The following is a 25437-nucleotide window of genomic DNA, read 5'->3' on the forward strand; positions in this document are numbered from 1 at the left end:
TGTGATGACAAACCGTTACCTTTATTTTGGCGCCGGTACGTCAGCTGCCGGGCTCAAAATACCGTTGATGGTGCCAAGGTCAGCGTCGGCCAAGGTGCCGTCGTATTGCTTGAGCTGCAGGTTATTGAGGATGAAGTTATAACGGGCTTCGGCCAGCATTTGCTTGGCTTGGTAAAGCGACTGGTTAGAGTTCAACACGTCAACAATGGTACGGGTACCCACTTCAAAACCGGCTTCAGTGGCATCCAAGGCAGACTGGCTGGAGATCACTGATTGCTCATAGGCTTTTACCGAAGACAGGCTGGCTTTCACGTTGTTGTAGTAGTTACGCACATTGCGCACCACTTGGCGGTGAATGCTCACCAACTGTTCACTGCTTGAAACAAATTGCGCTTGCGCCTGCTTCACCTGGCTGCTGGTTCTAAAGCCAGAGAAAATAGGAATGCTCACACCAACGCCGATGGTGGCGTTGTCGATGGTCGGCTCGTTTAAATCGTAATCGACCGGGTCATCCAAGTTCGCATCGGTGTTGGTTTTTTGATAGCTGCCGGTCAGACTCACCGTCGGGTAGTGGCCCGATTCAGCGTATTTGATGTCGTCACGGGCAATATCCACGCTCATGCGCTGCGCCTGCAGGCTGAGGTTATTGCTCTCGGCACGTTTTACCCAATCGGCAGGGGTGCCTTGCGGCAGGTTCGGGTCAAACTTCTTGGTGTCCAGCACTTCCAAGTCGTGATAGCGCAGGCCGGTAATTTCGGTCAGGCCTTCATAGCTGTTGTCCAAGTCGTTCTGGGCGCTTATGACGTTGGCAACGGACGAGTCATATTTTGCCTGTGCTTCATGCACGTCGGTAATGGCGGTGAGGCCCACGGCAAACCGCTGTTTGGTTTGCTCTAACTGGCGCGCAATGGCTTTTTGCTCGGCTTTACGAAAATCCAGGGTATCTTTGGCTTGCAACACCGCGAAGTAAGCCTGGGCAACACGCACAATCAAATCTTGACGTGCAGAGCCGTAATTAATCTCAGACTGGGCGGCGGTTTTTTCCGCTTGGTCCAGCTTCACCCAAGTGCCTTTGTCAAAAATCAGCTGTTGTAAGCTAATTTTGGCTGACCAATATTTGGTTTTACCTTCGTAAGTGGTGTAGCCATCGCCGTAGCTATCATAATCTTGGTATTTGGGCGAAAACTGGTAGCCAAGGTCTGCGGTCAGTTGTGGCAGCAGGTCGGCTTTGCTGATATCAATCCCAGACATGGCCGCCTTACGCTTGGCATCAGCTTGTTGCAAGGTTGGATCATTTTGCAGAGCCTGCTGGTAAACTTCTACCAAGTTAACGGCATGTGCTTGGCTGATAAAGCCAACACCTACCAGTAGGCTCAAAAGAGTACGCTTCATTCGTTTGCTTCCTCGTGTCCAGAGCGGCGACAATGGCTGGAACAGTAATTAAGGGACTGATTTCACATCAAGTCGCAAGTGTAACAGATTATAAATTGGTCCCGGCTTCGGGTAACAATGTGTTACTCCCCCACGCGAAAAACAACTTTTTGGGCAGCGCTGTTATGTAGGAGGAGCGATGCAAGAGCATTTCAGTCAGTCAGACATTGAAATCAGGGAAAAGCAACCACTGTACCAGGGTTTTTTTACCATGGTGCGTTACGTTTTCCGCCACCGTAAATTTGCCGGTGGCTGGAGTGACTGGCTCACACGTGAAGTGTTTGAGCGAGGCCATGCGGCGGTTGCGCTGCCGTACGATCCTAAAACAGATGAAGTGGTGATGGTACGACAATTTCGTATCGGCGCCATGCCCACCTCCAAGGATCCTTGGTTATACGAGCTTGTGGCCGGCATTATTGAACCCGGCGAGTCGCCCCAAGAGGTCGCGGTAAGAGAAACCGCAGAAGAATCCGGGCTGGCAGTGGGCCGGGTTAAACCGGTGTTGAGTTATTTGGCGTCGCCGGGCGGCACCACAGAACGGTTACATATTTTTGCCGTTGAGGTGGATGCCAGCAAAGCCAAAGGCATTCATGGCCTTGACGAAGAGGGTGAAGACATTGCTGTGTACCGCATGCCACTTGCCGAGGCACTGGCGATGCTTGAACGTGGTGAGGTCGATAACGCCGCCAGTGTGATTGGGCTACAATGGCTTGCTCTACATCATCAGGAATTGCGCGATTTATGGCGGTAAAAAAGCAAAGCTACAGGCCCAGCCTTAAAGCGCTGCATACCACTTGTGAGCACAATTATGCGGCCTTGATGAAACTGGCACGCCGGCTCAATGACGTGGGTGACAGCGTTTCGTATCAGGTTGGGCCCGGCCAGCGTTACCGTTTGCGCCTTGATGAAGATTTTCCTTATACCTCCACCATTACCATCGAGCAGTTGGGTTTTATGCCCCGTTATTTGAAGTCGTTAATGATGGTGCGGCTCTACCATGATGTACGCATGGCTGAAGTGTGCGCGAGCCAGCACTTTTCACGCCTAGCTCCCCGCTATCCATACCCCAATGATAAGATGCACCTCCCTGACGAAAAAATGCAGGTGAATCTGTTTCTTACCGAGTGGCTGATGCTGTGCCTCAAGGAAGGAAGAAGCAGTTCGGATTTTCTTGCCAGCTTGCAATAGAGGCGCTACTTGACCTTGCAGACCCTTGTACCTGAAAAGGACGTTCTGAGCTTTTGGGTACTGACTGATCCTCATCTGTTTCATGATCCCAACGGCGATTTGATGGGCATTCCCACTTGGCAAAGCTTCAGAGCCACTGAAGCGGTGCTGGATGCCCCTGCCGACGCCTGGCTGCTGACCGGCGATTTAGCGCAAGATCATAAAAAAGAAACCTACCAGATGCTAAAAACCCACCTGGGGGACAAGCCTTGGTTTTGGGTGCCGGGTAACCATGATGACCCACAAGCGATGGTGGCGGTGTTTGGCCCACAGGTAAGGCGCTTGCGGGCCAAACACTGGCAAGTATTGCTGCTAAGTTCTCACGACCCGGGGCAAGTCAGTGGCTGGCTGAGCGACGCAGAGCTGGCGTTTGTTGAGCAGTGTGCGAGCGAAGATTTACATACCTTGGTGGTGGTGCACCATCATCCCAAACCCTGCGGTTCTTGCTGGCTGGACCATCACCAGCTGCGAAATGGCCAAGATTTATTGGCGCGCTTGGCAAAATATCCTAAAGCCAAGGCGGTACTCTATGGCCATATCCATCAGGAAGTGGATGAAATGGTGAGTGGGGTGCGGCTATTAGCCAGCCCGTCGACCTGCGTGCAATTTAAACCTAACAGCCAAGACTTTGCCGTCGATGAAACCGCGCCAGGTTGCCGTTATTTGCAGTTGTTGCCTGACGGCCGTATTGACACCAGAATCCTGCGCCTGGCGGATGGCATTTTTAGCGTTGATGCTGCCGCCGGAGGCTATTAATGCGCCTTTATTATCTGCACGGCTTTAATTCTTCGCCGCAGTCAGATAAAGCCAAATTAATGGCCGACTTTGTTGAAAAGCATTGCCCTAACACCGAACTTGTTTTACCGACGCTGCATTTTTCTCCGCGTCAGGTGATGGCGATGCTGAGCACCGACATTGCCGCGCACCCAGGGCCCAAAGCGCTAATGGGCAGTTCCCTTGGCGGCTTTTATGCCACTTATTTGGCCGAGCAGCATGACCTTCACGCGGTAGTGGTTAACCCGGCGGTCAAACCCTTTGAATTGTTAGCCAATTACCTGGGGCCACAGTTAAATCCTTATACTGGCGAGCAGTTCGAGGTTACCCTGGCACACTTGCCCGAGCTTAAATCGCTTTATATTCAACCCTTGGCCAAACCCAGTCGCTTTTGGTTATTGCAAAAGCAAGGGGATGAGGTGCTCGATTGGCACCAGGCTGCCGATTATTACCAAGGTGCGCGTCAGACCATTGAAGCCGGTGGTGACCACGCCTTTAGCGACTTGGATAAACACCTGCGCCAGATAGCTGGCTTTTTAGACTTGTGTTGACAAGTTTTCTAGCAATGGATGACCATTGCTCTAACTCAGTTTGATAAACCCTGTCATGAGCAATCAGTACACCTCGCAAGATCTGGAAGTCCTCGAAGGCCTGGAGCCGGTAAAACGCCGCCCTGGCATGTACACCGACACCACCCGTCCCAACCACCTGGGGCAGGAAGTTATCGACAACTCCGTCGATGAAGCTTTAGCAGGCCACGCTTCTAAGGTTGAAGTGATACTGCATGATGACCAGTCCCTGGAAGTGATTGATGACGGCCGGGGAATGCCGGTGGACATCCACCCGGAAAAAGGTGTGCCCGGGGTTGAGCTTATTCTTTGTAAACTGCATGCCGGCGGCAAGTTTTCCAGTAAGAATTACCAATTCTCCGGCGGTTTGCACGGGGTGGGTATTTCGGTGGTCAACGCGCTTTCCAGCCGGGTTGAGGTGGGTATCAAGCGTGATGGCCAGGAATACACCATCGCCTTTGAACACGGGGCCAAGGTGGAAGACCTAACCGCTGTCGGTACCGTGGGTAAACGCAATACCGGTACCCGGGTGCGGTTTTGGCCTGACGCCAGCTATTTCGACTCACCGCGTTTTTCAGTGGCCCGCCTTAAACATATTTTGCGCGCCAAAGCGGTGCTGTGCCCCGGCCTCTCTATTAAGTTCGATGACCGCGTTAACAAAGAAGTGCACGAATGGCACTTTGAACGCGGCTTGGAAGATTATCTCAGTGAAGCCGTGGCCGACTGGCCTAAGTTGCCCGAGGCGCCTTTTGTTGGCGCCATGGCGTCGGCTACCGAAGCGGTAGATTGGGCGGTACTGTGGCTTCATGAAGGCGGCGAGCTTACCCAAGAGTCCTACGTTAACCTGATCCCCACCGCCCAGGGCGGTACCCACGTCAATGGTTTGCGCCAAGGGCTGTTAGAAGCCATGCGCGAATTTTGTGAGTTTCGTAACCTCTTGCCCCGTGGCCTGAAATTAACACCGGAAGACGTGTGGGAACGCTGCGCCTTTGTGCTTAGCGTGAAAATGCAGGACCCACAGTTTGCTGGCCAAACCAAAGAGCGCCTGTCTTCTCGCCAGTGCGCCAGTTTTGTGTCGGGCGTGGTCAAAGACGCCTTCAGCCTTTGGCTTAATTCCAACACCGAAGTGGCCGAAATGCTGGCCGAGCATTTTATTTCTAATGCTCAGCGCCGTACCCGTAGCGCCAAAAAAGTGGCCCGTAAAAAGGTCACCTCTGGCCCGGCACTGCCAGGCAAGCTGACCGATTGCACCAGTGATGACCCAGCCCGTACTGAACTCTTTTTAGTGGAAGGTGACTCTGCTGGCGGTAGCGCCAAGCAAGCCCGCGACCGCGACTTTCAGGCGGTAATGCCGCTGCGCGGTAAAATCCTTAACACTTGGGAAGTCGATTCTGGCGATATTCTTGGCAGCCAGGAAGTGCATGATATTTCAGTTGCCATTGGTATGGACCCGGACTCCGAGGTGATGGAAGGCCTGCGCTATGGCAAGGTTTGTATTCTGGCCGATGCCGACTCCGACGGTTTACATATCGCCACCTTGCTGTGTGCCTTGTTCCTGCGCCACTTCCGGCCGCTAGTGAACGGCGGCCATGTTTATGTAGCGATGCCGCCGCTGTTTCGTATCGACCAGGGCAAAGAGGTTTATTACGCCCTGGATGAGCAGGAAAAACAGGGCATTCTTGACCGCTTGGCTGGTGAAAGTGGCCGCCGCGCCAAACCGCAAGTCACCCGCTTTAAAGGCTTGGGGGAAATGAACCCGCTACAGCTTCGGGAAACCACCATGGACCCGTCTACGCGCCGCTTGGTGCAACTGACCGTGGATGACGCCGAGCAAACCCTGGCGCTGATGGATATGTTGCTGGCCAAAAAACGTTCCGGCGATCGCAAGGAATGGCTTGAAGCCAATGGCCACCAGGCGGAACTGGCGTGAAAAAACCAAGAGCGATGCTCAGTCTGCGCTGGCAATTGCTGGTGCCGATGTGCTGCCTGCTTATTTTGATTTTTTCCGGCTTTGTGGCTGTTAATCAAACCAGTCTCGATAAGCTTTACAGCAGCCTTCGTGAAAGAGCTGCTGTTTACCTTAAAAAGGGGTTCACTGACCGTCTGGCTCGTCGCCACCTAGAACATGCCCACTTGCAATGCGCCCCGGGCGGTGATTGCCGCTTGGTGACTAATGATGCCAGTGTGTCGGTAAAAAAACTGGGCCAGGTCAGTGATATGCCGCTGCTGGTGGTGCGCGATGATGCCAGCAGTCAAGTGTTAGAAGCGCCTAAGGGTTTTGATGCCGATTTGTCTGCAGGCTGCTTAAGTAAATTGGTCTGCGAAGAGCCCAGTTACTGGCTTATTCCCCTGTGGCGAGGGGACGGCTTGGCGCTGGTGGGGGCGATGAATGTCTCGGCCCTCAAGGCCGAACGGCAACGCACCCTTACCCACGCCTGGATACCTGGCATGATTGGCATGCTGGTCTGTTTGGCGCTCTTTTATCTGGTGTTATCCAAACCGATGCGCCGCCTTAGTGCCATCAGTGATGCTCTGCCGCTGCTGGCGCGCGGCGCTTACGACAGTTTTCGCATTCGCTTGCGGGCCATTGGCCGCAATAAAAATCTTGTTGATGAACCCACCATGTTGGCGCAGCGCCTGGAAGAAATGTCGCTGCAATTGGAAGACATGGAAACCCAGTTGCAGCGCCGTGCCGGCGAATTGGAATGGCTGGCAAACCATGATGTGCTCACCGGCCTTGTTAACCGCCGTCAGTTTGAAATGGTGCTGGCCAATCTTTTAAAACGCCAACAAGTGGTGAGCCTACTGTTTATGGACTTGGATAACTTCAAGTTCGTTAACGATGTCGCCGGCCATAAAGTGGGTGACCGCTTATTGGTGCGGGTGGCTAAGGTGTTGCAACAAATGATGCCTGGCAATGCCTGTGTTGCCCGCTTTGGCGGCGACGAGTTTGCGGTGCTGATACCGGGCTTATCTGTCGCGGGCGAAGATACGTTGTTAGATAACTTCTACCGGGCGCTCCGGGAAGTTCGGGTCAGTGGCGGTGGCCAATTGCATTCGCCTTCGGTTTCCATTGGTCTGGCGCGTTTGCCACAAGACGGCGACGACATTGACGATGTTATGGCCAAGGTCGACATGGCGATGTATAAGGCCAAAGAGTTGGGTAAAAACCGCTTTGTGCGCGCCACTGAACAAAGCAGCGAACAAGAGCTTGGCCGCCATCTGTACTGGTTAGAAAAATCCAAGCATGGCATTAACGAGGCCAACCTGTGTTTGTACTTTCAGCCCATTGTTGACACTGAAACCCGCGACGTTGCCCACTATGAAACCTTATTGCGGGTGCGTGACCGCGATGGTGCCTGGGTGTCGCCGGTTGAGTTTATTCGCGCCGCCGAGCAAACCGGTCGCACCACCGAGTTGGACTTGTGGGTGTTCCGGCAATTGCTGGTGTTGATGGAAAAACTGGATATCCGTGGCCAGGTGCGTTTTTCAGTAAACCTGTCCCCTAAAACCTTTGGTGAGCAAGAGGCCATTGAACAAATCGCCCAAGAGCTTGTGCACAAGCCGGCGCTGGCCCGTAAGCTCATTATTGAAATTACCGAAACTGCCGCGCTTACCAACCTTGAACAAGCGCGCCGTTCCATTCAGCGTTTAAAGGCCTTGGGCTGCCACTTTGCCCTGGACGACTTTGGGGTGGGGTATTCGTCTTTCCATACCCTCAAAACCCTGCCTGTGGATTTCATTAAGATTGACGGCTCCTTTATTCAAGGCCTTGCCAGCCAGGATGCCGACTCCATTTTTGTGCGCGCCCTGGTGGAAATTGCCAGCCATTTTGGTTACCGCACCATTGCCGAATTCGTTGAAGACGAAGAAGTGGCCGAGCTTTTGAACATCCTGCAAGTCAGTTACATGCAGGGATACCTATTCGGTAAGCCACAAGCTGCCGAAGTGCTGTGGCCAGATATGGCCGTGGCATAACCTATTTGATTGATAAACTTAGATAAGGCCCATGGACGAAATAGCAGCTAGCCTCGATGGTATCGAACAGATGCCCCTGCGCCGGTTCACCGAATCGGCCTATTTGAATTACTCCATGTACGTTATTCAGGACCGCGCCTTGCCGCACCTGGGTGACGGCCTCAAACCGGTGCAGCGCCGCATCGTTTACGCCATGAGCGAGCTGGGCCTAAGCGCGGCCGCCAAGTACAAAAAATCGGCCCGTACCGTCGGTGACGTGCTGGGTAAATATCACCCGCACGGTGATAGCGCCTGTTATGAAGCCATGGTGCTGATGGCCCAGCCCTTTTCCTATCGTTACCCACTGGTAGACGGCCAGGGTAACTGGGGGGCGCCGGACGACCCTAAATCTTTTGCCGCCATGCGTTATACCGAGTCGCGGCTGGCCAAGTTTTCTGAAGTGCTGCTGTCTGAACTGGGGCAGGGCACCGTCGATTGGGTGCCAAACTTCGACGGCACCATGAATGAACCGGCAGTATTGCCGGCGCGTTTGCCCCATGTACTGATTAACGGTACCACCGGTATTGCCGTGGGCATGGCAACCGATATTCCGCCCCACAACGCCCGCGAACTCACCGCGGCTTGCGTGCACTTACTTAGTCACCCCAAGGCCAGCGTTGAAGAACTGATGGCCTTTGTGCCCGGCCCTGATTACCCCACCGAAGCGGAAATCATCACCCCGGCCGACGACCTTAAAAAGCTTTACGAAAACGGCCGTGGCAGCGTAAAAATGCGCGCCAAATATGAGGTGGCCGACGGCGAAGTGGTGGTAACGGCGCTGCCGCACCAGACCGGTAGTGGCAAAATTTTAGAGCAAATTGCCGCGCAGATGCAGGCCAAAAAACTGCCGATGGTGTCTGATCTTCGCGACGAATCAGACCATGAAAACCCGGTGCGTTTGGTAATAGTGCCAAAATCTAACCGGGTCGATATCGACGCGTTAATGGCGCACCTTTTTGCCACCACCGACCTTGAGAAAAGCTACCGGGTTAACCTCAATGTCATTGGCCTCGATGGCCGGCCGCAGGTGAAAGCGCTCAATGTGATGCTGGGTGAATGGCTGCAATATCGCACCCAAGTGGTTACGCGCCGTTTGCAATATCGGTTGGATAAAGTGGAAGCGCGGCTGCATGTGCTGGCCGGTTTGCTGATTGCCTTCCTGAACATTGATGAAGTCATTCACATTATCCGCAGCGAAGACCAGCCAAAACCGGCCCTTATGGCGCGCTTTGGTTTGTCTGACAAGCAAGCGGAAGCCATTCTCGAGTTAAAACTGCGCCATTTGGCCAAGCTCGAAGAAATGAAAATTCGTGGCGAACAAGATGAACTCGCCAAAGAGCGTGACGAGCTGCAGCGCCTGCTGGGTTCTGACCGCGCCCTTAAAAATCTCATTAAAAAAGAGCTGGAAGCCGACGCCAAAACCTATGGCGACGACCGCCGCTCGCCACTGGTGGTGCGCAGCGAGGCCAAAGCGCTGAGCGAAAAAGAGTTGATGCCCACCGAAGCGGTTACCGTGGTGCTGTCTACCAATGGTTGGGCGCGCACCGCCAAGGGCCACGACATTGAGCCTGAAAATTTAAGTTACAAATCGGGCGACGGCTTCAAGGCCGCGGCCCGCGGTAAAAGCAATCAGCCGGTGGTGTTTATCGACAGTTCCGGCCGCAGCTTTGCCTGTGACGCTTTTGCCCTGCCGTCGGCTCGCTCCCAGGGCGAACCACTTACCACCCGCTTTAATTTGGTGGCGGGCGAGACGTTCGACCAAGTCCTGCTGGGTGAAGACGACGACTTATTCTTAATGGCCTCAGACGCCGGTTACGGCTTTGTCTGTAAATTCAGCGACATGGTTAGCCGCCAGAAAAACGGTAAGGCGCTGGTCAGCTTGCCAACCGGCGCGAAGCTGCTGCCGCCGGTGCCGTTGGATAAAAATGCCACCGATGCCAAGGTGTTGGCCATTACCAATGAAGGGCGGATGCTGGTATTCCCGCTGGCGGATTTACCGGCGCTGGCCAAAGGGAAGGGCAATAAAATCATTTCCATACCCTCGGCCCGTGCTGCCAGCCGTGAAGAAGTGGTGCGCCAGTTAGCGGTATTGAAGCCGGGCGACAGCTTGGTGGCGTATGCTGGCCGCCGCAAGCTCACCTTGAAACCTGACGATCTGGAGCACTACCTGGGCGAACGTGGCCGCCGCGGCGCCAAGTTACCCAGAGGCCTGCAGCGGGTAGACAGCGTTGAGGTTGAAAGGGGGGCCGCATCGGCCACCAGTGAAGAAGAGTAAAAAAGGCACCCAGCGGGTGCCTTTTTTATGCCTCGTAACCGGCCATTAATAGCGGCCAGTCGCGGTCCTGGTTCCAATGAAAATGTGCTTCGCGGGCTTTTTCTTTATTGAAAGAGCGCAGCAACCTTGCCAGGTTGTCTTCCTTCCAAACCCCGGCTTCTTTAAAGGCGCCGCGGTCAAAATCAATCAGCCACAGCTGGCCGGCGCCATTCATCAGAATATTGTGGCTGTTTAAGTCGGCGTGGTAGACGCCTGCGTCATGAAAGCGCTTTACCAAGGCGCCAACATCTTGCCATTGCGGTGGGGTTAGCGGTTGCTGGCGCAGCCAGGCGACCAGGTCCCGTGCCCCTTCAATACGTTCGATAAGAATGTCGCCACGGTAACGCATGCCTAAACGTTCAACGTGGGCCGCCACTGGCCTGGGTACCGGTAGGCCCTGCTGATGCATACGATGCAGCAATCGGTATTCGGCTACCGGGCGGGTGCGTTCAATACAGGTAAATAAGTAACTGTCTTTAATGAGTTTGCCGACTAAACCACCGCGGCGGTAATGGCGTAATACCCAGTGGTGCGCATCTTGTTTAACAAAATAAGTGGTACCACGGCCGTGGGATGAGCCGGTTACGGCATCCCGCAATTGCCAGTATTTGGCGGTAAATTCATCGGGGCCGACAAGGGGCAGCAGAGTCCTGTCATGCAACAAGAAATGACGGCGGCTCCAGAGTTGATGTTGGCTGTCCATAGGGGCTCTCAAAAACACAAGCGTGCATTGTACATCAGCAAGTTACACCTGCATAATGAAGGCCACTTTGTCGGAGACTCCATGAAATCCATTTGTATCCTGCGCCTGTCTGCCATTGGCGACGTTTGTCATGCCTTGGCGCTGGTTAATGTGCTCAAAAAGCGCTGGCCCGATTGTAAGATCACCTGGGTGCTTGGCAAAATTGAAGCGCAGCTTATGGCCGGTATCGAAGGGGTTGAGCTGGTTGTTTTCGACAAAAAAGCCGGTTTAAAAGGCATGCGGGCAGTATGGAAGGCCCTAAAAAAACGCCGCTTTGACGCGCTTTTACACATGCAAATTGCCCTGCGCTCCTCGGTGCTGAGCTTAGGTATTAAGGCCGAGCGGCGCATTGGTTTTGACCGCACCCGCGCCGGCGAGGGGCAATGGCTGTTCACCAGGGAAAGCATCGCCCTTCCCGAGGGTTACCATGTGCTGGACAACTTCTTGGAATTTGCCCGGCACTTGGGGGTAGAAGAGCCCAAGCCCGATTGGAGCCTGCCGCTGCCGCCTGAAGCCACAGAATGGGCCGAGAAGGTTATCCCTGGCGAGCAAGCCTCCCTTGTTATTTGCCACAGCGCCTCCAAAGCGCAACGTACCTGGCTGCCTGAGCGCTACGCGGCAGTTGCTGACTGGGCCAGTCAGCACGGCGTAAGGGTGCTGCTTTGCGGCGGCCCGGGCGAGGCCGAAATGGCGATGGCCGATGCCATAAAAGAGGCGGCGGTGTTCCCGGTGCTCAACATTACCGGAAAAACCGACCTGAAAACCCTGTGGGCGGTATTGGGTAAGGCAACGGCGGTGCTGGCCCCTGACACTGGCCCTGCCCATATGGCGTCTTGCCAATTTACCCCCACCGTTGGCCTGTATGCCCATTCCAACCCCAGACGCACTGGCCCCTATAACCACCAGGCGCTGGTGGTGAACCGCTATGATGCCAATATCCTGGCGCAGGCGGCGAAGCCCTGGCAGGAACTGCCCTGGGGCACTCGCGCCAAAGGCGAGCACCTGATGGCTGGCATCGGTGTTGATGAAGTTATAGGTAAGCTCAAACCGGTGTTACTTAAGTGAACATCTGTTCGCTCATCGGATTAGCATGTGCCGGGTGAACGGTTATAATGCGAGCCGCTAAATAAACAGGTGTTGCCATGCTCGCTTTGCTTCGACTGCTGCTGTTGGCTCTTTTCTTTTTAATGCTGAGTGTTTTCGGCTTTCTATTTTGCCTGCTGCGACCTTTTGATCCCAACCACGTCTACCGCTTCTCCCGTCTTTTTGCCGGAATGGCGCCATTGATGGGCATTAAAATCCGTATCGAAGGCTGGGAGCACTTGCCAAAAGGCAATGCGGTTTTCATCGGTAACCACCAAAGCACCTGGGATCTGTTTACCGCCTGTAAAGCGGTGCGCCCCGGTACTGTCACTGTCGGTAAAAAGAGCCTGGTGTGGATCCCCTTTTTCGGCCATATCTACTGGCTAAGCGGTAATATCCTGATTGACCGTAAAAATTCCGCCAGGGCAAAAGGGACCATTGACCTTACCGCCAAACGTATTCGTAATGAAAACCTGTCGGTGTGGCTGTTCCCGGAAGGCACCCGCAGCTATGGCCGCGGCTTACTGCCCTTTAAAAGCGGCGCCTTTTACACCGCCCTTGCTGCCGGTGTGCCGATAGTGCCGATTTGCGTTTCAAGCCTGGATAATATTCGCCTTAATAAGTGGAACAACGGCGAGGTGCTTATTCGCTACCTCCGCCCTATTGAAACCCAAGGGCTTGACCGCAAAGCCGCCCGCGAGCTAACTGAACGTTGCCACCAGTTGATGAGTGACAATCTTGAGCAGATGAACCTGCTTATCCAGCAAAAGGCTGAGGGCAAAAATCAGCAAGGTAAGCAGCAAAAGGCCGAGTAAAATCGCGGTTTCATGCTAGGCTATCGCCACTTGTGATTGGAGATTGTTATGTCCCTTGCTGCCCGCCTGGAAGCCCAGCGCCAGGATAACCAGGATATTCTCGACGCCCTGACCGAAGACGGCGCCGACCTCAGCGAAGAATTTGTGGTTGAGCACCACTTTGCCTGCGCCAACTTCGATAAGCTCGAAAAGCTGGCCATTGAAGTGTTCAAGCTGGGCTTTGATGTTTCCGACGCTGAAGAAATGCGTGAAGGCCGCAACATTCTGTTTTGCTTTGACGCGGTGCGTGAAGGCCAGCTCGTTATCGACGAGTTAAACGAAGATACCGACACCCTGATGAAACTGGCCGACCGTTTTGGCGTCGATTACGACGGCTGGGGCACCTTCTTCGGCGACGAAGACGATGAAGACGATTTGGATGACGAAGAATAAAAACCTTTGATAAAACCGGCATTCGCCGGTTTTTTTATGCCGCTCTGCCTCTTACTGTCTCACCACTTTCATTAAACCTGCTGGGGCGTCTTGTCGCTTCTAATTGCTATTGCACTTTTCGCGTTAAGCCGTTGAAAGCCTCTCGCCATGCCTGGCGAGGCTTTGTTTGTTTTGGGGTAAACGGGCCCAAGTTTAGGAGTTTGCTATGCGCCTTGGGTGGGTGTTGTATGGAGCGCTGTTGTTAGCGGGCTGCGCCAGTTCCTCTCCTTATACCTATTACGTGTATCCATTACCTTTTGCTGGCGACCAGGCCCGTTATCACCTTGACCCCGTTGCGGTAAGGCTAAAGCTTGGTAGCGGCGCCATAAAAGGCGATAGCACCTTTGCCAACCAGGCTGAGCTGCAACAGGAATTTACCGCCGCGCTTAAGCGTTATTTAAAGCAAGATAATTTACTGGCCACTGCTGCAGATACCCAGGCGGCTGATATCAAGATTGATATCGCCTACAAGCGCAATTACAGCTTTGGTGGCCACTCTTTGGTTAAACCCGATGTTTCCCACCAGGTGCTAATTGAAAAGGCGGGCAAGAAGCTGGCCGATATTCACCGCAGCCATTACACCACCAAGTACGGCGCCTTTAAGGATGCGGCGGTGGATTTTGAAATTGCCGCCTTTAGCTGGGATGAAAAAGACGAGCCAAAAGATGTTGATTTGATTGCCAAAAACATTGTTGGCCAAATCGCCAAGGCCTCTCGCTAAAAAAGAAAAGGCCAGAGCAATGGCGCTGGCCTTTTTACCGGCGACCCATTGCTAGTTCGCTCGGCGTTTTTCCAGTAGAAAGCTCAAGCCCATGACCACAAAGCCGCCAAAGGCCAGCAGGGCGCCGACCCAGCCAGGGGATGTCCAGCCCAAGTTTGCAGAAATCGCCAAACCACCTAACCAGGCGCCGTTAGCGTTAGCCACGTTAAAGGCCGACTGGTTAAGCGCTGCGGCCAGGGTTTGGGCTTTTTTGCCAATGTCCATCAAGTGGGTTTGGATGGACGGGGCCAATGCCTGGGTGCAGCCAACAAAGAACAGCAGCACTAAGGCGCTCCATAGCGCGTGGGCACCAAACACAAAGAGCCCGGCGGCGGTGCCACTGACCAGGAAAGACACCAAAATGGTGGTGCGAATGGCCTTGTCGGCCGCCTTGCCCCCAATCACGGTGCCGGCAATATTACCGATGCCAAAGACGGTTAAGATCCAGGGGATAGCGGCTTCACTGACGCCGGTGACATGGGTTAGTAGCGGTGATATGTAGCTGTAAACCGCAAACATGCCACCAAAACCAATGGCGGCGGCCAGCAGCGTTAACCACAGTTGCAGGTTAGTAAAAGCGGTTAGCTCGTTCTTGATGCTGGCATCTTCGTCGGTTGGTACCTTGGGCACGAAGCTTCGCACCAGAATTACCGTCAAAATCGCCAAGCCGCCAACGCTAATAAACAGTGAGCGCCAGCCAAGGGCTTGGCCCATCCAGGTTGCCAGTGGCACCCCGATAACGTTGGCAACACTGAGCCCCAGCATTACCCGGCCCACCGCCGTGGCCCTTTTGTCATGGTCTACCAAGGCGGCCGCCACTAATGCGGCAACACCAAAATAAGCGCCATGTGGCAAGCCAGAGATAAAACGCGCCACCATCAATGGCCAGTAACTGCTCACCGCGACACTTAAAAAGTTACCGGCGGCAAATAGCACCATCAGAATCAGCAGCATTAAACGCCGAGGTACCCGGGTGCCAAGAATGGCAAACAGCGGGGCACCTACCACCACGCCTAAGGCATAACTGCTGATGAAGTGACCGGCGGTGGGGATGTCGACGTGGGTGCCATGGGCCATTTCTGGCAGTAGGCTCATGGCTGCGAATTCACCGGTACCAATGGCCAAGCCACCGATGGCCAAGGCGAGTTCCGCCAGGCTTTCATGTTTCGCTTTGGGGTGGGAACTGGCCATAGATGTAACTCCCTGTACGGCAAAAAGGACAGTCACCCTAGCAGAGAGTTAATGGTTAAGTGAATAAGCTAACTAAATGATTTTAATAATAAGTTTATAAAATGCGCTATTGTTTTACCGGTAAAAAAACACTGTTTTTGTTATACGCAATAAAAGCACTTATTGGCAAAAACGGCATTAGCGCTGGAATTGGCTGACCAGAGCGTCCTGTGCCTGCAATAAGGCTTCAATGCGCTGGCTTGAGTCGGTAAAGGCGGCAACGCCTTGGTGATTTTGTTCGGTGATATCGGCTATCTGATTAAGGTTGTTGGCAATGTCTTCAGCGGTTGCCTGTTGCTGGGCGGCGGCGGTGGCAATTTGTTCGCTGTTGCCGCTGACATCCTGGATAAGCTTGCTGATGTCATCCATAGCGGTGGCGGCGAGTTGGTTTTGCTCTAAACCTTGCTGCATTTGTTGTTGGCTGTCTTGCATCAGCTGCACGGCCTGAGCGGTGCTTTTTTGCAGGTTTTCAATCATGCCGTGAATGGTTTTGGCAGACGCCGATGTTTGCTGGGCCAGGTGCCGTACTTCGCTTGCCACCACTGCAAAACCACGGCCATGGTCGCCCGCTCTTGCGGCTTCAATGGCCGCGTTAAGTGCCAGTAAGTTGGTTTGTTCGGCAACCCCTTGAATAACATCGAGCACGCTACCGATTTGCTGCGAGTAGTTCTCCACTTGCTGTATCGCTTGGCTGGTATTGTCAAGACGCGTTGCCAACTGGTGGCTTGCCTGCATGCTGCCATCGACCTGAGTGCGGCCTCTGGATACCGCCGCGTCCATGTCCATTACCCGGCTAAGGGTTTCGGCGCTAGATTGCGCCACTTCCTGCACGGCTTTTTCCATTTCGGTCATGGCGGTAGTGACTTGCAGGGTTTGTTGGCGCTGGCATTCTAAGGCCTGGCGTGTTGCCTGCGATTGCTCACGGTTAAGCTCTGACACCTCGCTTAGTTGGCGAGAGCCATCATGGAGCTGGCCGATAAGCTGGCGCAGATGCGCCAGCAGTTGGTTGGTGCTGGACGATAACAAGCCAAATTCATTGTGGCTTTGATAGACCACTTCCCGGCTGATGTTGCCTTGGGCAGCGTCATGCTGCACTGATAGCAGCTCAGCCAGTGGCCTTTTGATGGAGCGATAGATGCTCCATGACACCACAGCGGCCAGCAGCAGGGAGATGGCCAGGGTCAGTAGCGTCAGGTAAAAACTTAAGTTCAGCGCGCTGTTCACGGTGTTGGCGCCGCTATCTACCCGGTCGTGGGCGGTTTGGTCAACGGTGCCCATTACCGCGGTGGCGTAATCAATGGTGCTGCTGGTTTGGTCGGCGAGGTTGGTTACATCTTCTTGTAAGGTAAGAAGCTGCGCTTTTTCAGCCATCAGCTTTTGGGCGGTTGCGCTTAGCGCTGTCGATGCGCCTTGCAACAGCGGCGTTAAAGCCGCTTGGTATTTATTCAGTGCAAAGCTGTCACTGCTGGCAAGAACATCGTCCATGGTTTGTTGCAATGCCACTTCATGGCCACTGGCTGATTGATGTAACGCCTCACTCCAGTCGCTGCGGCTTTGTTTGATGGCCGCTTGTGTGGCCAATAGTTGCTGCTGTTTTTGCCCCAGCTGCTGGCCTACGTCGAAGTAGTCCTGGTCCATGGTGGCCAAAGGCTCCAGTAGGCTCAAAATATCAGGGGAATCTTTGGCCAGGCTTTTGAGTTTATCCAAAGCCTGGTGGAAGTTCGCTTTTAAGTCGGCAAAGTTGTTGAGGGTAGTAATGGCAAGGTGCGGGTCTTGACTACCCGGCACCGCCCTTAACTGGCGATCGGCGTTTAATAAAATGACCGACAGTTGGCTGGTCGCCAGCACCAGCGGCGTTGCTTTGGTGGTCATTGCCGTGGTTTGCGTGCGCACCTGTTGGCCAGAAAAGAGGGTGACCAAGCTGCTGACGAGCAGGCACAGCACTAACAGCAGGAACCCCAGCATGACTTTTTGCGTTATCGACAGTTTGGGAACAAGGCGCCCTAGTCGCGCCAACGGCGCAGAAAACATTTCGCGCATGGTTGTCATAAAAACGGGACTCCAATGCACTGCCAACGGGGTCAGTGGTGTTTTGGAGGCCTATTTTGACGGCCGCATCTGCTTTGCAGATGACACTTAGGTGACGTTTTGATTACAGCTAAGGTTTCTCTAGCTGGCTTACCCAGCCTGCAGCATCTGGTTGAGGGTTGAGAAATTGGCCCCAACAGCGCCGTACTTTGACTTTCTTGTGCCAGCAATTGCTGGTTGCAGGCTTCAACGGTGTTAAGCCCTTTGGTCGTGAGTTGTACCTTTTTTGAGCGGCCGTCTTCGGGTTGGCGGGCGGCTAATCAGCCCTTTATTGGCCATACGATTTAAGATTTTGGTCATGCCGCCAGAGCTTACCAGCATCAGCCGGTAAAGCTCGGTAGGGCTGAGGCAGTGCTCTCCCCCTACCGAACGTAGTGTTGCCAACACCTCAAATTCGGCCGGTTGCAGCGCAAATTTTTGAAAAACAACGCCGTCTTGCTCGGCAAAGTGTTCCTGCAAACGATAAAGGGCGGCCACCAGTTCGCCAGCCTCATTGCAGGCTTGTGGCCAATGGGCATGCCAGTTTTCTTTAAGCTCGCTTAAGGCGGCGCGGGTACGTGCCATGGTGCTGTCCTTGTTTTTATCTTTCCGGGAAGATATTATCGCAAAACTGTCTTTCTGGAAAGGTAAATGGGAGGGCGCTATGGGAGCTTGGAGTTATTTGCTGGTCGCGGGGTTGCTGGAAATTGGCTTTGCCAGCGCCCTTAAACTCACTGACGGCTTTTCAAGGTTATGGCCGACCCTGGCGATGGTGCTGTTGGGGGCGGCGAGCTTTTATTGTTTAACCAAGGCTATGGGGCACATTCCGGTAGGTACCGCCTATGCCATTTGGACCGGTATCGGTGCCTTTGGTACGGCGCTGGTGGGGATCTGCTTTTTTAACGACCCAACCAATCTGGCCAGGCTGGCTTTTCTAACCTTACTGGTGGTGTCGCTGGTGGGGCTTAAATGTGTTTCATAAAAAGGCGCCATGACGGCGCCTTTTTTAGGGTTGAATGCCGCCGCGCACCAAGTTGAAGTTGTGATACCAGGTAATAAAGTCGTCGCTACTCATGGGTTCTGATACCGCAAAACCTTGCACCTGGTCGCACCTTTCATTACGCAAGAAATTAAGCTGATCTAACTCTTCCACGCCCACGGCACTGGTGCGAATACCTAGGTCTTTACCCAGGCGAATAATGGCCTTGACCAGGGTTTCGGCATCGGATTCGTGGCCCAGCTTGGCAATAAAGTGGCGGTCAATTTTGATGGTGTCGATGGGCAGCTTGGTCAGGTTATTCAAAGCGCCATTAATAGAGCCAAATTCATCAATAGAAAGGCGTACCCCCAGTTTTTTTAACTCATGTAATTGCTGGGCGTAACGCTGGCCGTCGTTATGAATAGCGGCTTCGTTGAGTTCAAGCTCCAGGCTGAATTGGTCTGTGCCCCCCAGTTGCTGCAGCAACAATTGGGTTTGCTTGAAAAGGGCGGGGCTTTTTAATTGCTGCGGTGAAATATTAACGGTAAGGCACAAGTTATAAATGCCGTAATCAAGCCAGCGGTGCAGGTCAGTTATCAGCAAATTCAGCACATGCTCGCCCAGCTCACTAATTAACCCTACGTGTTCGGCAATATAAACAAACTCTTGTGGTACCAGGGTGCCGTGGCCGGGGTGTTGCCAGCGTACTAAGGTTTCTACCCCCAATAATTTGTTGCCATAGGCGCTGACAATGGGCTGGTAGCGCAGGAAAAACTCGCCGCGTTCGGCAGCGCCGCGCAAATCCTTACCCAATTCGCGGGTTAGCCTGACCATGGCGTCGATGCGTTCGTCGTAAAAGCGCACGTCGCCGCCATCTTTTTTTAACTGGTGCAGGGTGAGTTCGGCATTATTAAAAAGCGCGTCGCTGTTTTGGGCATCGTCTGGGTAGATAGCCACGCCAGCACGAAAGCTCAAGGGCACCGGTTTACCATCCAGCTCAAAGGGGGTTTCAAAGGCCAGTGCCAGTTTGTGGTGCACCTGCGCCATGGCTTCAGAGCTACTTAAGTGCACGGCCATAATGGCAAAACGGTCGCCTTCCTGGCGGGCCAAAATATCGGTTTCACGCAGGGTTTGGCGGATGCGCTGCGCCACCGCTTTTAACAGGGCATTGCCGATTTGATGGCCGAAGTCGTCGTTGATTTGCTGAAAGTTTTTCAGATCCAGCAGCATCAGCCCCAGCATCATTTTAATGCGGTTGGCAACATGGATTTGGTCATCAAGCTGCGCCAGAAATTCTTCGCGGGATAATTGGTCGGTGAGCTTGGGTTGCTGGCCGCCACTGAGTTCGGCTTCCATTTGCAATTGGCGGGTGATGTCCCACATCTCGCTAATAATGGCCAAGGGCTGTTCTTGCTGCAGCACCAGCCGCTTTTGTACCCACCATAATTTGCCTTGCGGATCGCTAACCTTTAACGGTTCGAGTTGGCCGGTGCTAAGTAACTGTTCACGGCCTTGGTCCAGTTGTTGGTGCCATTGCTGTTCAAATAGCTGGCTGGGAGTCAGGCCGACAAGATTAGCCCGCTCCGAGTCCATAAAAGCGGCAAAGCTGTTGTTGCTGGCCAAGAGGCTACCGTCGGGGCACTGAATAAAAATGGGGTGGGCTAACAAATCCAGTACCGAGCCGTGCAGATCTACCGCCGGCTGCATGTAAAACAGCACTGCAGTGCTGTCAGGAAGGTGGCTGACATACACCCGCACCAAACCTTTACCGGGCAACGCCTCACGCCAAAAATGGCTGCTTTGGCACTTTTCCAGCCAATGGCTACCAATACCGCTACCAAAAAAACGCTTAGCGTCGGTGACCAGATCGGTAAAAGCCGGGTTACAACCCAGCAATTGACCATTGGGCTCAAGCCAGGCCATAGGGCAGGGAAGGTGTTCGAGCAAGGTCTCCGTGTCGGCCACGGCTAATCTCTTGTTGTAAAGTGGTTACAATAATGTAGCCACATATCTTCCCTAATAAAAAGGCCCGGTCACATTGGCCGGGCCTTTATTTGCTTAGAGCGCTTCAATACTGGCGTATTGCGCCTTGAGCTTTTCTTCCGTTAGCTCAAGTTCTTTAAGCTTTTCCCGTTCTTTGGCAATTACCGCTTCCGGCGCTTTGGCTACAAAGCCTTGGTTGCCTAGCTTGCCGGCAACGCGGCCACGTTCCTGGGCCACTTTTTCTAACTGCTTGCCAAGGCGGGCTAGTTCAGCCTCTTTATCAATAAGGCCTGCCATGGGAATACGTACTTCCATGGCGCCCACCAGTTGCGTAACCGTGGGGGGCAATTCGCCTGCGGCAACGGTAATGGATTCAAGCTTGGCCATATTGGTCAAGAAGCTTAAATTTTCTTCCAAACGGCGCTGGTCGGTGTCTGAAACATTTACCAACAACACTTCCAAAAGCTTGCTTGGGGCAATGTCCATTTCGGCGCGGATGTTGCGAATGGCCACGATAAACTGCTTCACCCACTCAAGGTCAGCCATGGCGGTGGCATCAACTTTGTCGCTGCTGTACTCGGGGTAGGGCTCGAGCATAATGGTGTCGGCTTTGATGCCAGCCAGTACCTTGACCCGTTGCCAAATGGTTTCGGTGATATAAGGCGTGATGGGGTGCATCAGGCGCAGCAGCGCTTCAAGCACCACGACCAGGGTGTGGCGAGTGCCGCGCTGCTGGGCTTCTGAGCCTTTAAAGAGTACCGGTTTGGTCAGTTCCAAATACCAGTCACAGAACTGGTTCCAGGTGAACTCGTAAAGGTGGTTGGCCACTTGGTCGAAGCGGTAGCTGTCCATGGACTGGCGCACGGCTTTGACGGTTTCTTCGAACTGGCCAAGGATCCAGCGGTCAGCCAGGCTCAGCTCCATCTCGCCGCCGTTAAAACCGCAATCTTTGTCTTCGGTGTTCATCAGCACAAAGCGGCTGGCGTTCCACAGCTTATTACAGAAGTTGCGGTACCCTTCTAGGCGGCGCATGTCCCAGTTGATGTCGCGGCCGGTAGAGGCCAGGGCGGTCAGGGTAAAGCGCAGCGCATCGGTACCGTGGGCAACAATGCCGTCGGGGAATTGTTTTTCGGTACGTTTGGCAATTTTTTCCGCCAGTTGCGGCTGCATCATATTGCCGGTGCGCTTGTTCAGAAGCTCTGGCAGGCTGATGCCGTCAATCATATCCAGAGGGTCGATAACGTTGCCCTTGGATTTCGACATCTTCTGGCCTTCGTCGTCGCGAATAAGGCCGGTGACATACACGGTTTTAAAGGGCACTTGCGGGGTGCCGTCTTCATTCTTGATGAAATGCATGGTCATCATGATCATGCGTGCCACCCAGAAGAAGATGATGTCAAAACCGGTGACCAGTACATCGGTGGGGTGGAAGACTTTTAAATCGTCCAGCTTTTCCGGCCAGCCCAGGGTAGAGAAGGTCCAAAGGGCGGAGCTAAACCAGGTGTCGAGTACGTCGTTGTCTTGCTTAAGCACAACGTCGCTTGCCAGGTTGTGCTTGGCGCGCACTTCGTCTTCATCACGGCCAACATAGACCTTGCCTGCTTCGTCGTACCAGGCCGGAATACGGTGGCCCCACCACAGCTGGCGGCTAATGCACCAGTCTTGGATGTCACGCATCCAGGCGAAATACATGTTTTCGTATTGTTTGGGCACAAACTGAATGCGGCCGTCTTCCACTGCTTCAATGGCCGGTTTAGCCAAAGGTGCAACCCGTACATACCATTGGTCGGTAAGCATGGGTTCGATAACCACGCCGCCACGGTCGCCATAGGGCACCGACAGGTTGTGGTCGTCGACTTTTTCCAAAAGGCCCAACGCATCAAATTTGGCGACAATGGCCTTACGGGCAGCAAAGCGCTCTAAACCCTGGAATTCGGCCGGAATGGAGGCGTCCATGTCGGTGTTGGCAGTGCCGTCGGTGTGAACGCATTCGGCTTCACTGCGGATATGGGCATCGAGGGTCAGAATGTTAACCATCGGCAGGCTGTGGCGCTTACCGACTTCGTAGTCGTTAAAGTCATGGGCCGGGGTGATTTTCACGCAGCCGGTGCCTTTTTCCATGTCGGCGTGTTCATCGCCCACCACAGGAATGCGGCGGCCAACCAGTGGCAGCTCAATAAACTTGCCAATAAGGTCTTTGTAGCGAGGGTCTTCGGGGTTAACGGCAACACCGGTGTCGCCCAGTACGGTTTCAGGGCGGGTGGTGGCAACCACTAAATAGTCTTTGCCTTCGGCGGTTTTAGCGCCGTCAGCCAGCGGGTAGCGCAGGTGCCACATGTGGCCCTTTTGCTCTTTGTTTTCCACTTCCAAATCGGAAATGGCGGTGTGCAGTTTTGGGTCCCAGTTCACCAGGCGCTTGCCGCGATAGATAAGGTCGTCTTCGTAAAGGCGAACAAACACTTCCAGCACGGCGTTAGACAGGCCTTTGTCCATGGTGAAGCGTTCGCGCTCCCAGTCCACGGAATTACCCAAGCGGCGCATTTGCCGGGTAATGGTGCCACCAGACTCTTCCTTCCACTCCCAGATCTTGTCGATGAACTTGTCACGGCCAAGAGCATGGCGATCGGGCTGGCCCTCAGCGGCCAGTTTGCGCTCTACCACCATTTGGGTAGCAATACCGGCATGGTCGCTACCCACTTGCCACAGGGTGTTTTTACCCTGCATGCGCTGGTAGCGGGTCATGGCGTCCATGATGGTTTGCTGGAAAGCATGGCCCATGTGCAGGCTGCCGGTGACATTGGGCGGCGGGATCATGATGCAGTAGCTATCAACATCAGTACTGCCGTTAGGCTTGAAGTAGCCTTTTTCTTCCCAAGCCTGGTAGAGCGCCTCTTCGATGGCGGAAGGATTGTAAGTCTTATCCATGGTTTTGCTGTGTCTCAGTGGGTTTGCGCCAAAAAGTCCGCGAGCGTCATATGTTTAGGAGCTGCGCTCTGTTGCTGGTAGTGGCGGAACCGGGCCCGCGCCGCTACCTTGAGAGCCTCGCTGTTTGGCACGGCCTCAAAAATTTGCGCACATTGTACCGCAACATGGGGGATGGCTTCATGGAGATTAATCAATACCGGCCTACCTCTGGGCGCGGGCGCCTCTGGCCAGTAAATGGCAACCGGTGAACCGCTTTTAGGGCCTTCGTCTGCCAGGTTGTGGGGAATAAACGACGCCGGTTCCCGTACCCACAGTGCTTCGTCCAGCGCCTCAGCTTGGGCTTTATCCTGGCAGGTAATGAGTACCCCTTGGCGCTGGCCATAACAGCGTGCGGCTAATTCAGCGGCGAAGGTCAGCAGATCATCGTCGGGTAACGAACAGAAAGTAACGTCAGCCATGAGGACTCCAAAAAGGAAAAGGGCAGTTTACACTGCCCTTGATTCTGTGGGTGTGGCCCTTAATCTTCGGGCTTTTCACCGGCGCGGTTCAAGAGGAACTGCGTCAATAGCGGTACCGGGCGACCGGTAGAGCCTTTGTTTTTACCTGATACCCAGGCCGTACCGGCGATGTCGATATGTGCCCAGTTATATTTTTTGGTAAAGCGGCTCAAAAAAGCGCCAGCGGTAATGGCACCGGCCGGACGGCCACCAATGTTGGCCATGTCGGCAAAGGGGCTTTCCAGCTGTTCTTGGTACTCATCAAACAGCGGCAGGCGCCAGGCTTTGTCACCAGACTGGTCGGCAGCGTTGGTTAGCTCATGGGCCAGCGGGTTGTGGGTAGACAGTAAACCCGACGCCACTTTACCCAGGGCAATCACGCAGGCACCGGTTAGGGTGGCGGTGTCGATAACGCACTCAGGGTCAAAGCGTTCAACGTAGGTCAGCACGTCGCACAATACCAAGCGGCCTTCGGCATCAGTATTGAGCACTTCCACGGTTTGGCCAGACAAGGTGGTGAGAATGTCGCCAGGGCGATAAGCGGCGGCGTCAGGCATGTTTTCACAGCCGGCCAGCACGCCAATAACGTTCAGCGGCAGGTCAAGCTCAGCCAGTGAGGCCATGGTACCCAGCACGCCCGCGGCGCCGCCCATGTCGTATTTCATTTCGTCCATGCCTTCGGACGGTTTCAATGAAATACCACCGGCGTCAAAGGTCAGGCCTTTACCTACCAGCACCACAGGCTTGGCGTCTTTGTCTGGTGAGCCGTTGTAACGGATGATGGTCATCATGGATTCGTTGACACTGCCGCGGCCTACCGCCAGGTAGGAATGCATGCCAATTTCTTCCATTTGCGCTTCGCCAACCACTTCAATCGACAGTTTGTCGTAATCTTTGGCCAGGGTTTTGGCAGACTCAGCCAAATACGCCGGGTTACAGATGTTGGGCGGCATATTGGCAACGTTACGGCAAAGGGTCATACCTTTAGTGACGCCAAGACCATGACGAATGGCTTTTTCGCCCAAAGACAATTCGCGGCGGGTCGGTACGTTAAAGGTTAATTTGCGCAGTGGCCGGCGCGGTTCTTCTTTTTTGGATTTAAGCTGCGTAAAGCTGTAAAGGCCATTTTCGGTGGCTTCAACCGCTTGGCGCACTTTCCAATAGGTATCGCGGCCCTTAACGTGTAGCTCGGTTAAAAAGCAAACGGCTTCCATTGAGCCGGTATCGTTAAGGGTTGAGATGGTTTTTTGGACAATTTGGCGGTACTGGCGTTCATCCAGTTCCCTTTCCTTACCACAACCGATCAATAGCACCCGTTCGGAAAGGACGCCTGGAACATGATGCAGCAACAGGGTTTGGCCTACTTTGCCTTCCAGGTCACCCCGGCGCAGCAAGTTGGAAATATAGCCATCACTTATCCGGTCAAGTTGTTCGGCAACGGGGGAAAGGCGGCGGGGTTCGTAGACACCAACCACGATGCAGGCGCTGCGCTGTTTTTCCGGACTACCACTTTTTACGCTAAATTCCATGCACACTCCTGTGAGTCGTAAAGA

At 54.0% G+C, this 25437-nt stretch carries 21 protein-coding genes; 12 read left to right on the forward strand and 9 right to left on the reverse strand.

The annotated features are described in order from the left end of the window. Positions 1-21: 21 nt before the first annotated feature. Entirely contained in the window at positions 22-1392 is a 1371-nt protein-coding gene (gene tolC, locus DW350_RS04125) for an outer membrane channel protein TolC (protein ID WP_115717657.1), read from the reverse strand. Positions 1393-1570: 178 nt separating this feature from the next. Between tolC and nudF the strand changes: the two genes are divergently transcribed. The 7 genes from nudF to parC all read left to right on the forward strand — a co-directional run bounded on the left by nudF (position 1571) and on the right by parC (position 10293). Beyond that, a complete protein-coding gene (gene nudF, locus DW350_RS04130) occupies positions 1571-2182 on the forward strand; it encodes an ADP-ribose diphosphatase (protein WP_115717658.1) in 612 nt (203 codons plus the stop codon). Between the two features lie 68 nt (positions 2183-2250). Continuing rightward, positions 2251-2619 carry a DUF1249 domain-containing protein gene (locus tag DW350_RS04135; RefSeq protein ID WP_319018109.1) on the forward strand — a complete coding sequence of 123 codons (369 nt, stop codon included), beginning with the start codon at positions 2251-2253 and terminating at the stop codon, positions 2617-2619. Positions 2620-2628: 9 nt separating this feature from the next. Next, the gene (gene cpdA, locus DW350_RS04140; RefSeq protein WP_115717660.1) at positions 2629-3414 is read left to right on the forward strand and encodes a 3',5'-cyclic-AMP phosphodiesterase; all 786 of its coding nucleotides are present in this window, start codon (positions 2629-2631) and stop codon (positions 3412-3414) included. Beyond that, positions 3414-3983, forward strand: a complete 570-nt coding sequence (locus DW350_RS04145) for a YqiA/YcfP family alpha/beta fold hydrolase (protein ID WP_115717661.1) — start codon at positions 3414-3416, stop codon at positions 3981-3983. Before cpdA ends, DW350_RS04145 begins: the two co-directional genes overlap by 1 nt. Before the next feature lie 55 nt (positions 3984-4038). After that, on the forward strand, positions 4039-5931 hold the full coding sequence (parE, locus tag DW350_RS04150) for a DNA topoisomerase IV subunit B (RefSeq protein ID WP_115717662.1): 1893 nt from the start codon (positions 4039-4041) through the stop codon (positions 5929-5931). Next, on the forward strand, positions 5928-7979 hold the full coding sequence (locus DW350_RS04155; RefSeq protein ID WP_152032934.1) for a putative bifunctional diguanylate cyclase/phosphodiesterase: 2052 nt from the start codon (positions 5928-5930) through the stop codon (positions 7977-7979). Before parE ends, DW350_RS04155 begins: the two co-directional genes overlap by 4 nt. Before the next feature lie 31 nt (positions 7980-8010). Then, positions 8011-10293, forward strand: coding sequence for a DNA topoisomerase IV subunit A (gene parC, locus DW350_RS04160; protein ID WP_115717664.1), 2283 nt, complete (start codon positions 8011-8013; stop codon positions 10291-10293). Between the two features lie 25 nt (positions 10294-10318). Here parC and DW350_RS04165 read toward each other — a convergent pair whose 3' ends face one another. Next, positions 10319-11035, reverse strand: a complete 717-nt coding sequence (locus DW350_RS04165) for a 3-deoxy-D-manno-octulosonic acid kinase (RefSeq protein ID WP_115717665.1) — start codon at positions 11033-11035, stop codon at positions 10319-10321. Positions 11036-11116: 81 nt separating this feature from the next. Between DW350_RS04165 and DW350_RS04170 the strand changes: the two genes are divergently transcribed. From DW350_RS04170 to DW350_RS04185, 4 genes are all read left to right on the forward strand, one after another. Continuing rightward, positions 11117-12139 carry a glycosyltransferase family 9 protein gene (locus DW350_RS04170; RefSeq protein WP_115717666.1) on the forward strand — a complete coding sequence of 341 codons (1023 nt, stop codon included), beginning with the start codon at positions 11117-11119 and terminating at the stop codon, positions 12137-12139. A 77-nt stretch (positions 12140-12216) separates the two neighbouring features. Next, complete coding sequence (locus tag DW350_RS04175) at positions 12217-12972, forward strand: 1-acylglycerol-3-phosphate O-acyltransferase (protein WP_115717667.1); 756 nt, start codon at positions 12217-12219, stop codon at positions 12970-12972. Positions 12973-13020: 48 nt separating this feature from the next. Continuing rightward, positions 13021-13404 carry a ribonuclease E inhibitor RraB gene (rraB, locus tag DW350_RS04180; RefSeq protein ID WP_115717668.1) on the forward strand — a complete coding sequence of 128 codons (384 nt, stop codon included), beginning with the start codon at positions 13021-13023 and terminating at the stop codon, positions 13402-13404. Between the two features lie 205 nt (positions 13405-13609). Further along, positions 13610-14164 carry a hypothetical protein gene (locus DW350_RS04185; protein ID WP_115717669.1) on the forward strand — a complete coding sequence of 185 codons (555 nt, stop codon included), beginning with the start codon at positions 13610-13612 and terminating at the stop codon, positions 14162-14164. A 51-nt stretch (positions 14165-14215) separates the two neighbouring features. Here the strand turns inward: DW350_RS04185 and DW350_RS04190 are convergent, their stop codons facing one another. From DW350_RS04190 to DW350_RS19595, 3 genes are all read right to left on the reverse strand, one after another. Beyond that, a complete protein-coding gene (locus DW350_RS04190) occupies positions 14216-15394 on the reverse strand; it encodes an MFS transporter (protein WP_115717670.1) in 1179 nt (392 codons plus the stop codon). Positions 15395-15571: 177 nt separating this feature from the next. Further along, complete coding sequence (locus DW350_RS04195; RefSeq protein ID WP_115717671.1) at positions 15572-17482, reverse strand: methyl-accepting chemotaxis protein; 1911 nt, start codon at positions 17480-17482, stop codon at positions 15572-15574. Between the two features lie 234 nt (positions 17483-17716). Further along, complete coding sequence (locus tag DW350_RS19595; RefSeq protein WP_226911389.1) at positions 17717-18085, reverse strand: MarR family winged helix-turn-helix transcriptional regulator; 369 nt, start codon at positions 18083-18085, stop codon at positions 17717-17719. A 79-nt stretch (positions 18086-18164) separates the two neighbouring features. On the opposite strand from DW350_RS19595, the gene DW350_RS04205 reads away from it, so the two are divergent. Then, on the forward strand, positions 18165-18482 hold the full coding sequence (locus DW350_RS04205) for a DMT family transporter (protein WP_115720561.1): 318 nt from the start codon (positions 18165-18167) through the stop codon (positions 18480-18482). A 24-nt stretch (positions 18483-18506) separates the two neighbouring features. Here the strand turns inward: DW350_RS04205 and DW350_RS04210 are convergent, their stop codons facing one another. The 4 genes from DW350_RS04210 to pepA form a co-directional block, all read right to left on the reverse strand. After that, positions 18507-20444 carry a bifunctional diguanylate cyclase/phosphodiesterase gene (locus DW350_RS04210; protein WP_152032935.1) on the reverse strand — a complete coding sequence of 646 codons (1938 nt, stop codon included), beginning with the start codon at positions 20442-20444 and terminating at the stop codon, positions 18507-18509. A 93-nt stretch (positions 20445-20537) separates the two neighbouring features. Further along, positions 20538-23387 (reverse strand): valine--tRNA ligase, encoded by a 2850-nt coding sequence (locus tag DW350_RS04215; RefSeq protein WP_115717673.1) that lies wholly within the window; start codon positions 23385-23387, stop codon positions 20538-20540. 14 nt (positions 23388-23401) lie between these two features. Further along, a complete protein-coding gene (locus DW350_RS04220) occupies positions 23402-23845 on the reverse strand; it encodes a DNA polymerase III subunit chi (protein ID WP_115717674.1) in 444 nt (147 codons plus the stop codon). Between the two features lie 59 nt (positions 23846-23904). Further along, entirely contained in the window at positions 23905-25413 is a 1509-nt protein-coding gene (gene pepA / locus DW350_RS04225) for a leucyl aminopeptidase (protein ID WP_115717675.1), read from the reverse strand. Between the last annotated feature and the right edge of the window lie 24 nt (positions 25414-25437).

It is taken from the genome of Gallaecimonas mangrovi, from assembly GCF_003367375.1.
GTDB lineage: Bacteria > Pseudomonadota > Gammaproteobacteria > Enterobacterales > Gallaecimonadaceae > Gallaecimonas > Gallaecimonas mangrovi.

Excerpts from the sequence above, each read along its gene's own strand:
- DW350_RS04215 (WP_115717673.1), bottom strand. The coding sequence starts at position 23,387 with ATGGATAAGACTTACAATCCTTCCGCCATCGAAGAGGCGCTCTACCAG.
- DW350_RS04145 (WP_115717661.1), top strand. The coding sequence starts at position 3,414 with ATGCGCCTTTATTATCTGCACGGCTTTAATTCTTCGCCGCAGTCAGAT.
- DW350_RS04195 (WP_115717671.1), bottom strand. The coding sequence starts at position 17,482 with ATGACAACCATGCGCGAAATGTTTTCTGCGCCGTTGGCGCGACTAGGG.
- DW350_RS19595 (WP_226911389.1), bottom strand. The coding sequence starts at position 18,085 with ATGGCACGTACCCGCGCCGCCTTAAGCGAGCTTAAAGAAAACTGGCAT.
- nudF (WP_115717658.1), top strand. The coding sequence starts at position 1,571 with ATGCAAGAGCATTTCAGTCAGTCAGACATTGAAATCAGGGAAAAGCAA.
- parC (WP_115717664.1), top strand. The coding sequence starts at position 8,011 with ATGGACGAAATAGCAGCTAGCCTCGATGGTATCGAACAGATGCCCCTG.
- DW350_RS04185 (WP_115717669.1), top strand. The coding sequence starts at position 13,610 with ATGCGCCTTGGGTGGGTGTTGTATGGAGCGCTGTTGTTAGCGGGCTGC.
- DW350_RS04175 (WP_115717667.1), top strand. The coding sequence starts at position 12,217 with ATGCTCGCTTTGCTTCGACTGCTGCTGTTGGCTCTTTTCTTTTTAATG.
- parE (WP_115717662.1), top strand. The coding sequence starts at position 4,039 with ATGAGCAATCAGTACACCTCGCAAGATCTGGAAGTCCTCGAAGGCCTG.
- DW350_RS04190 (WP_115717670.1), bottom strand. The coding sequence starts at position 15,394 with ATGGCCAGTTCCCACCCCAAAGCGAAACATGAAAGCCTGGCGGAACTC.
- rraB (WP_115717668.1), top strand. The coding sequence starts at position 13,021 with ATGTCCCTTGCTGCCCGCCTGGAAGCCCAGCGCCAGGATAACCAGGAT.
- DW350_RS04135 (WP_319018109.1), top strand. The coding sequence starts at position 2,251 with ATGAAACTGGCACGCCGGCTCAATGACGTGGGTGACAGCGTTTCGTAT.
- DW350_RS04170 (WP_115717666.1), top strand. The coding sequence starts at position 11,117 with ATGAAATCCATTTGTATCCTGCGCCTGTCTGCCATTGGCGACGTTTGT.
- tolC (WP_115717657.1), bottom strand. The coding sequence starts at position 1,392 with ATGAAGCGTACTCTTTTGAGCCTACTGGTAGGTGTTGGCTTTATCAGC.
- DW350_RS04205 (WP_115720561.1), top strand. The coding sequence starts at position 18,165 with ATGGGAGCTTGGAGTTATTTGCTGGTCGCGGGGTTGCTGGAAATTGGC.
- DW350_RS04220 (WP_115717674.1), bottom strand. The coding sequence starts at position 23,845 with ATGGCTGACGTTACTTTCTGTTCGTTACCCGACGATGATCTGCTGACC.
- DW350_RS04165 (WP_115717665.1), bottom strand. The coding sequence starts at position 11,035 with ATGGACAGCCAACATCAACTCTGGAGCCGCCGTCATTTCTTGTTGCAT.
- pepA (WP_115717675.1), bottom strand. The coding sequence starts at position 25,413 with ATGGAATTTAGCGTAAAAAGTGGTAGTCCGGAAAAACAGCGCAGCGCC.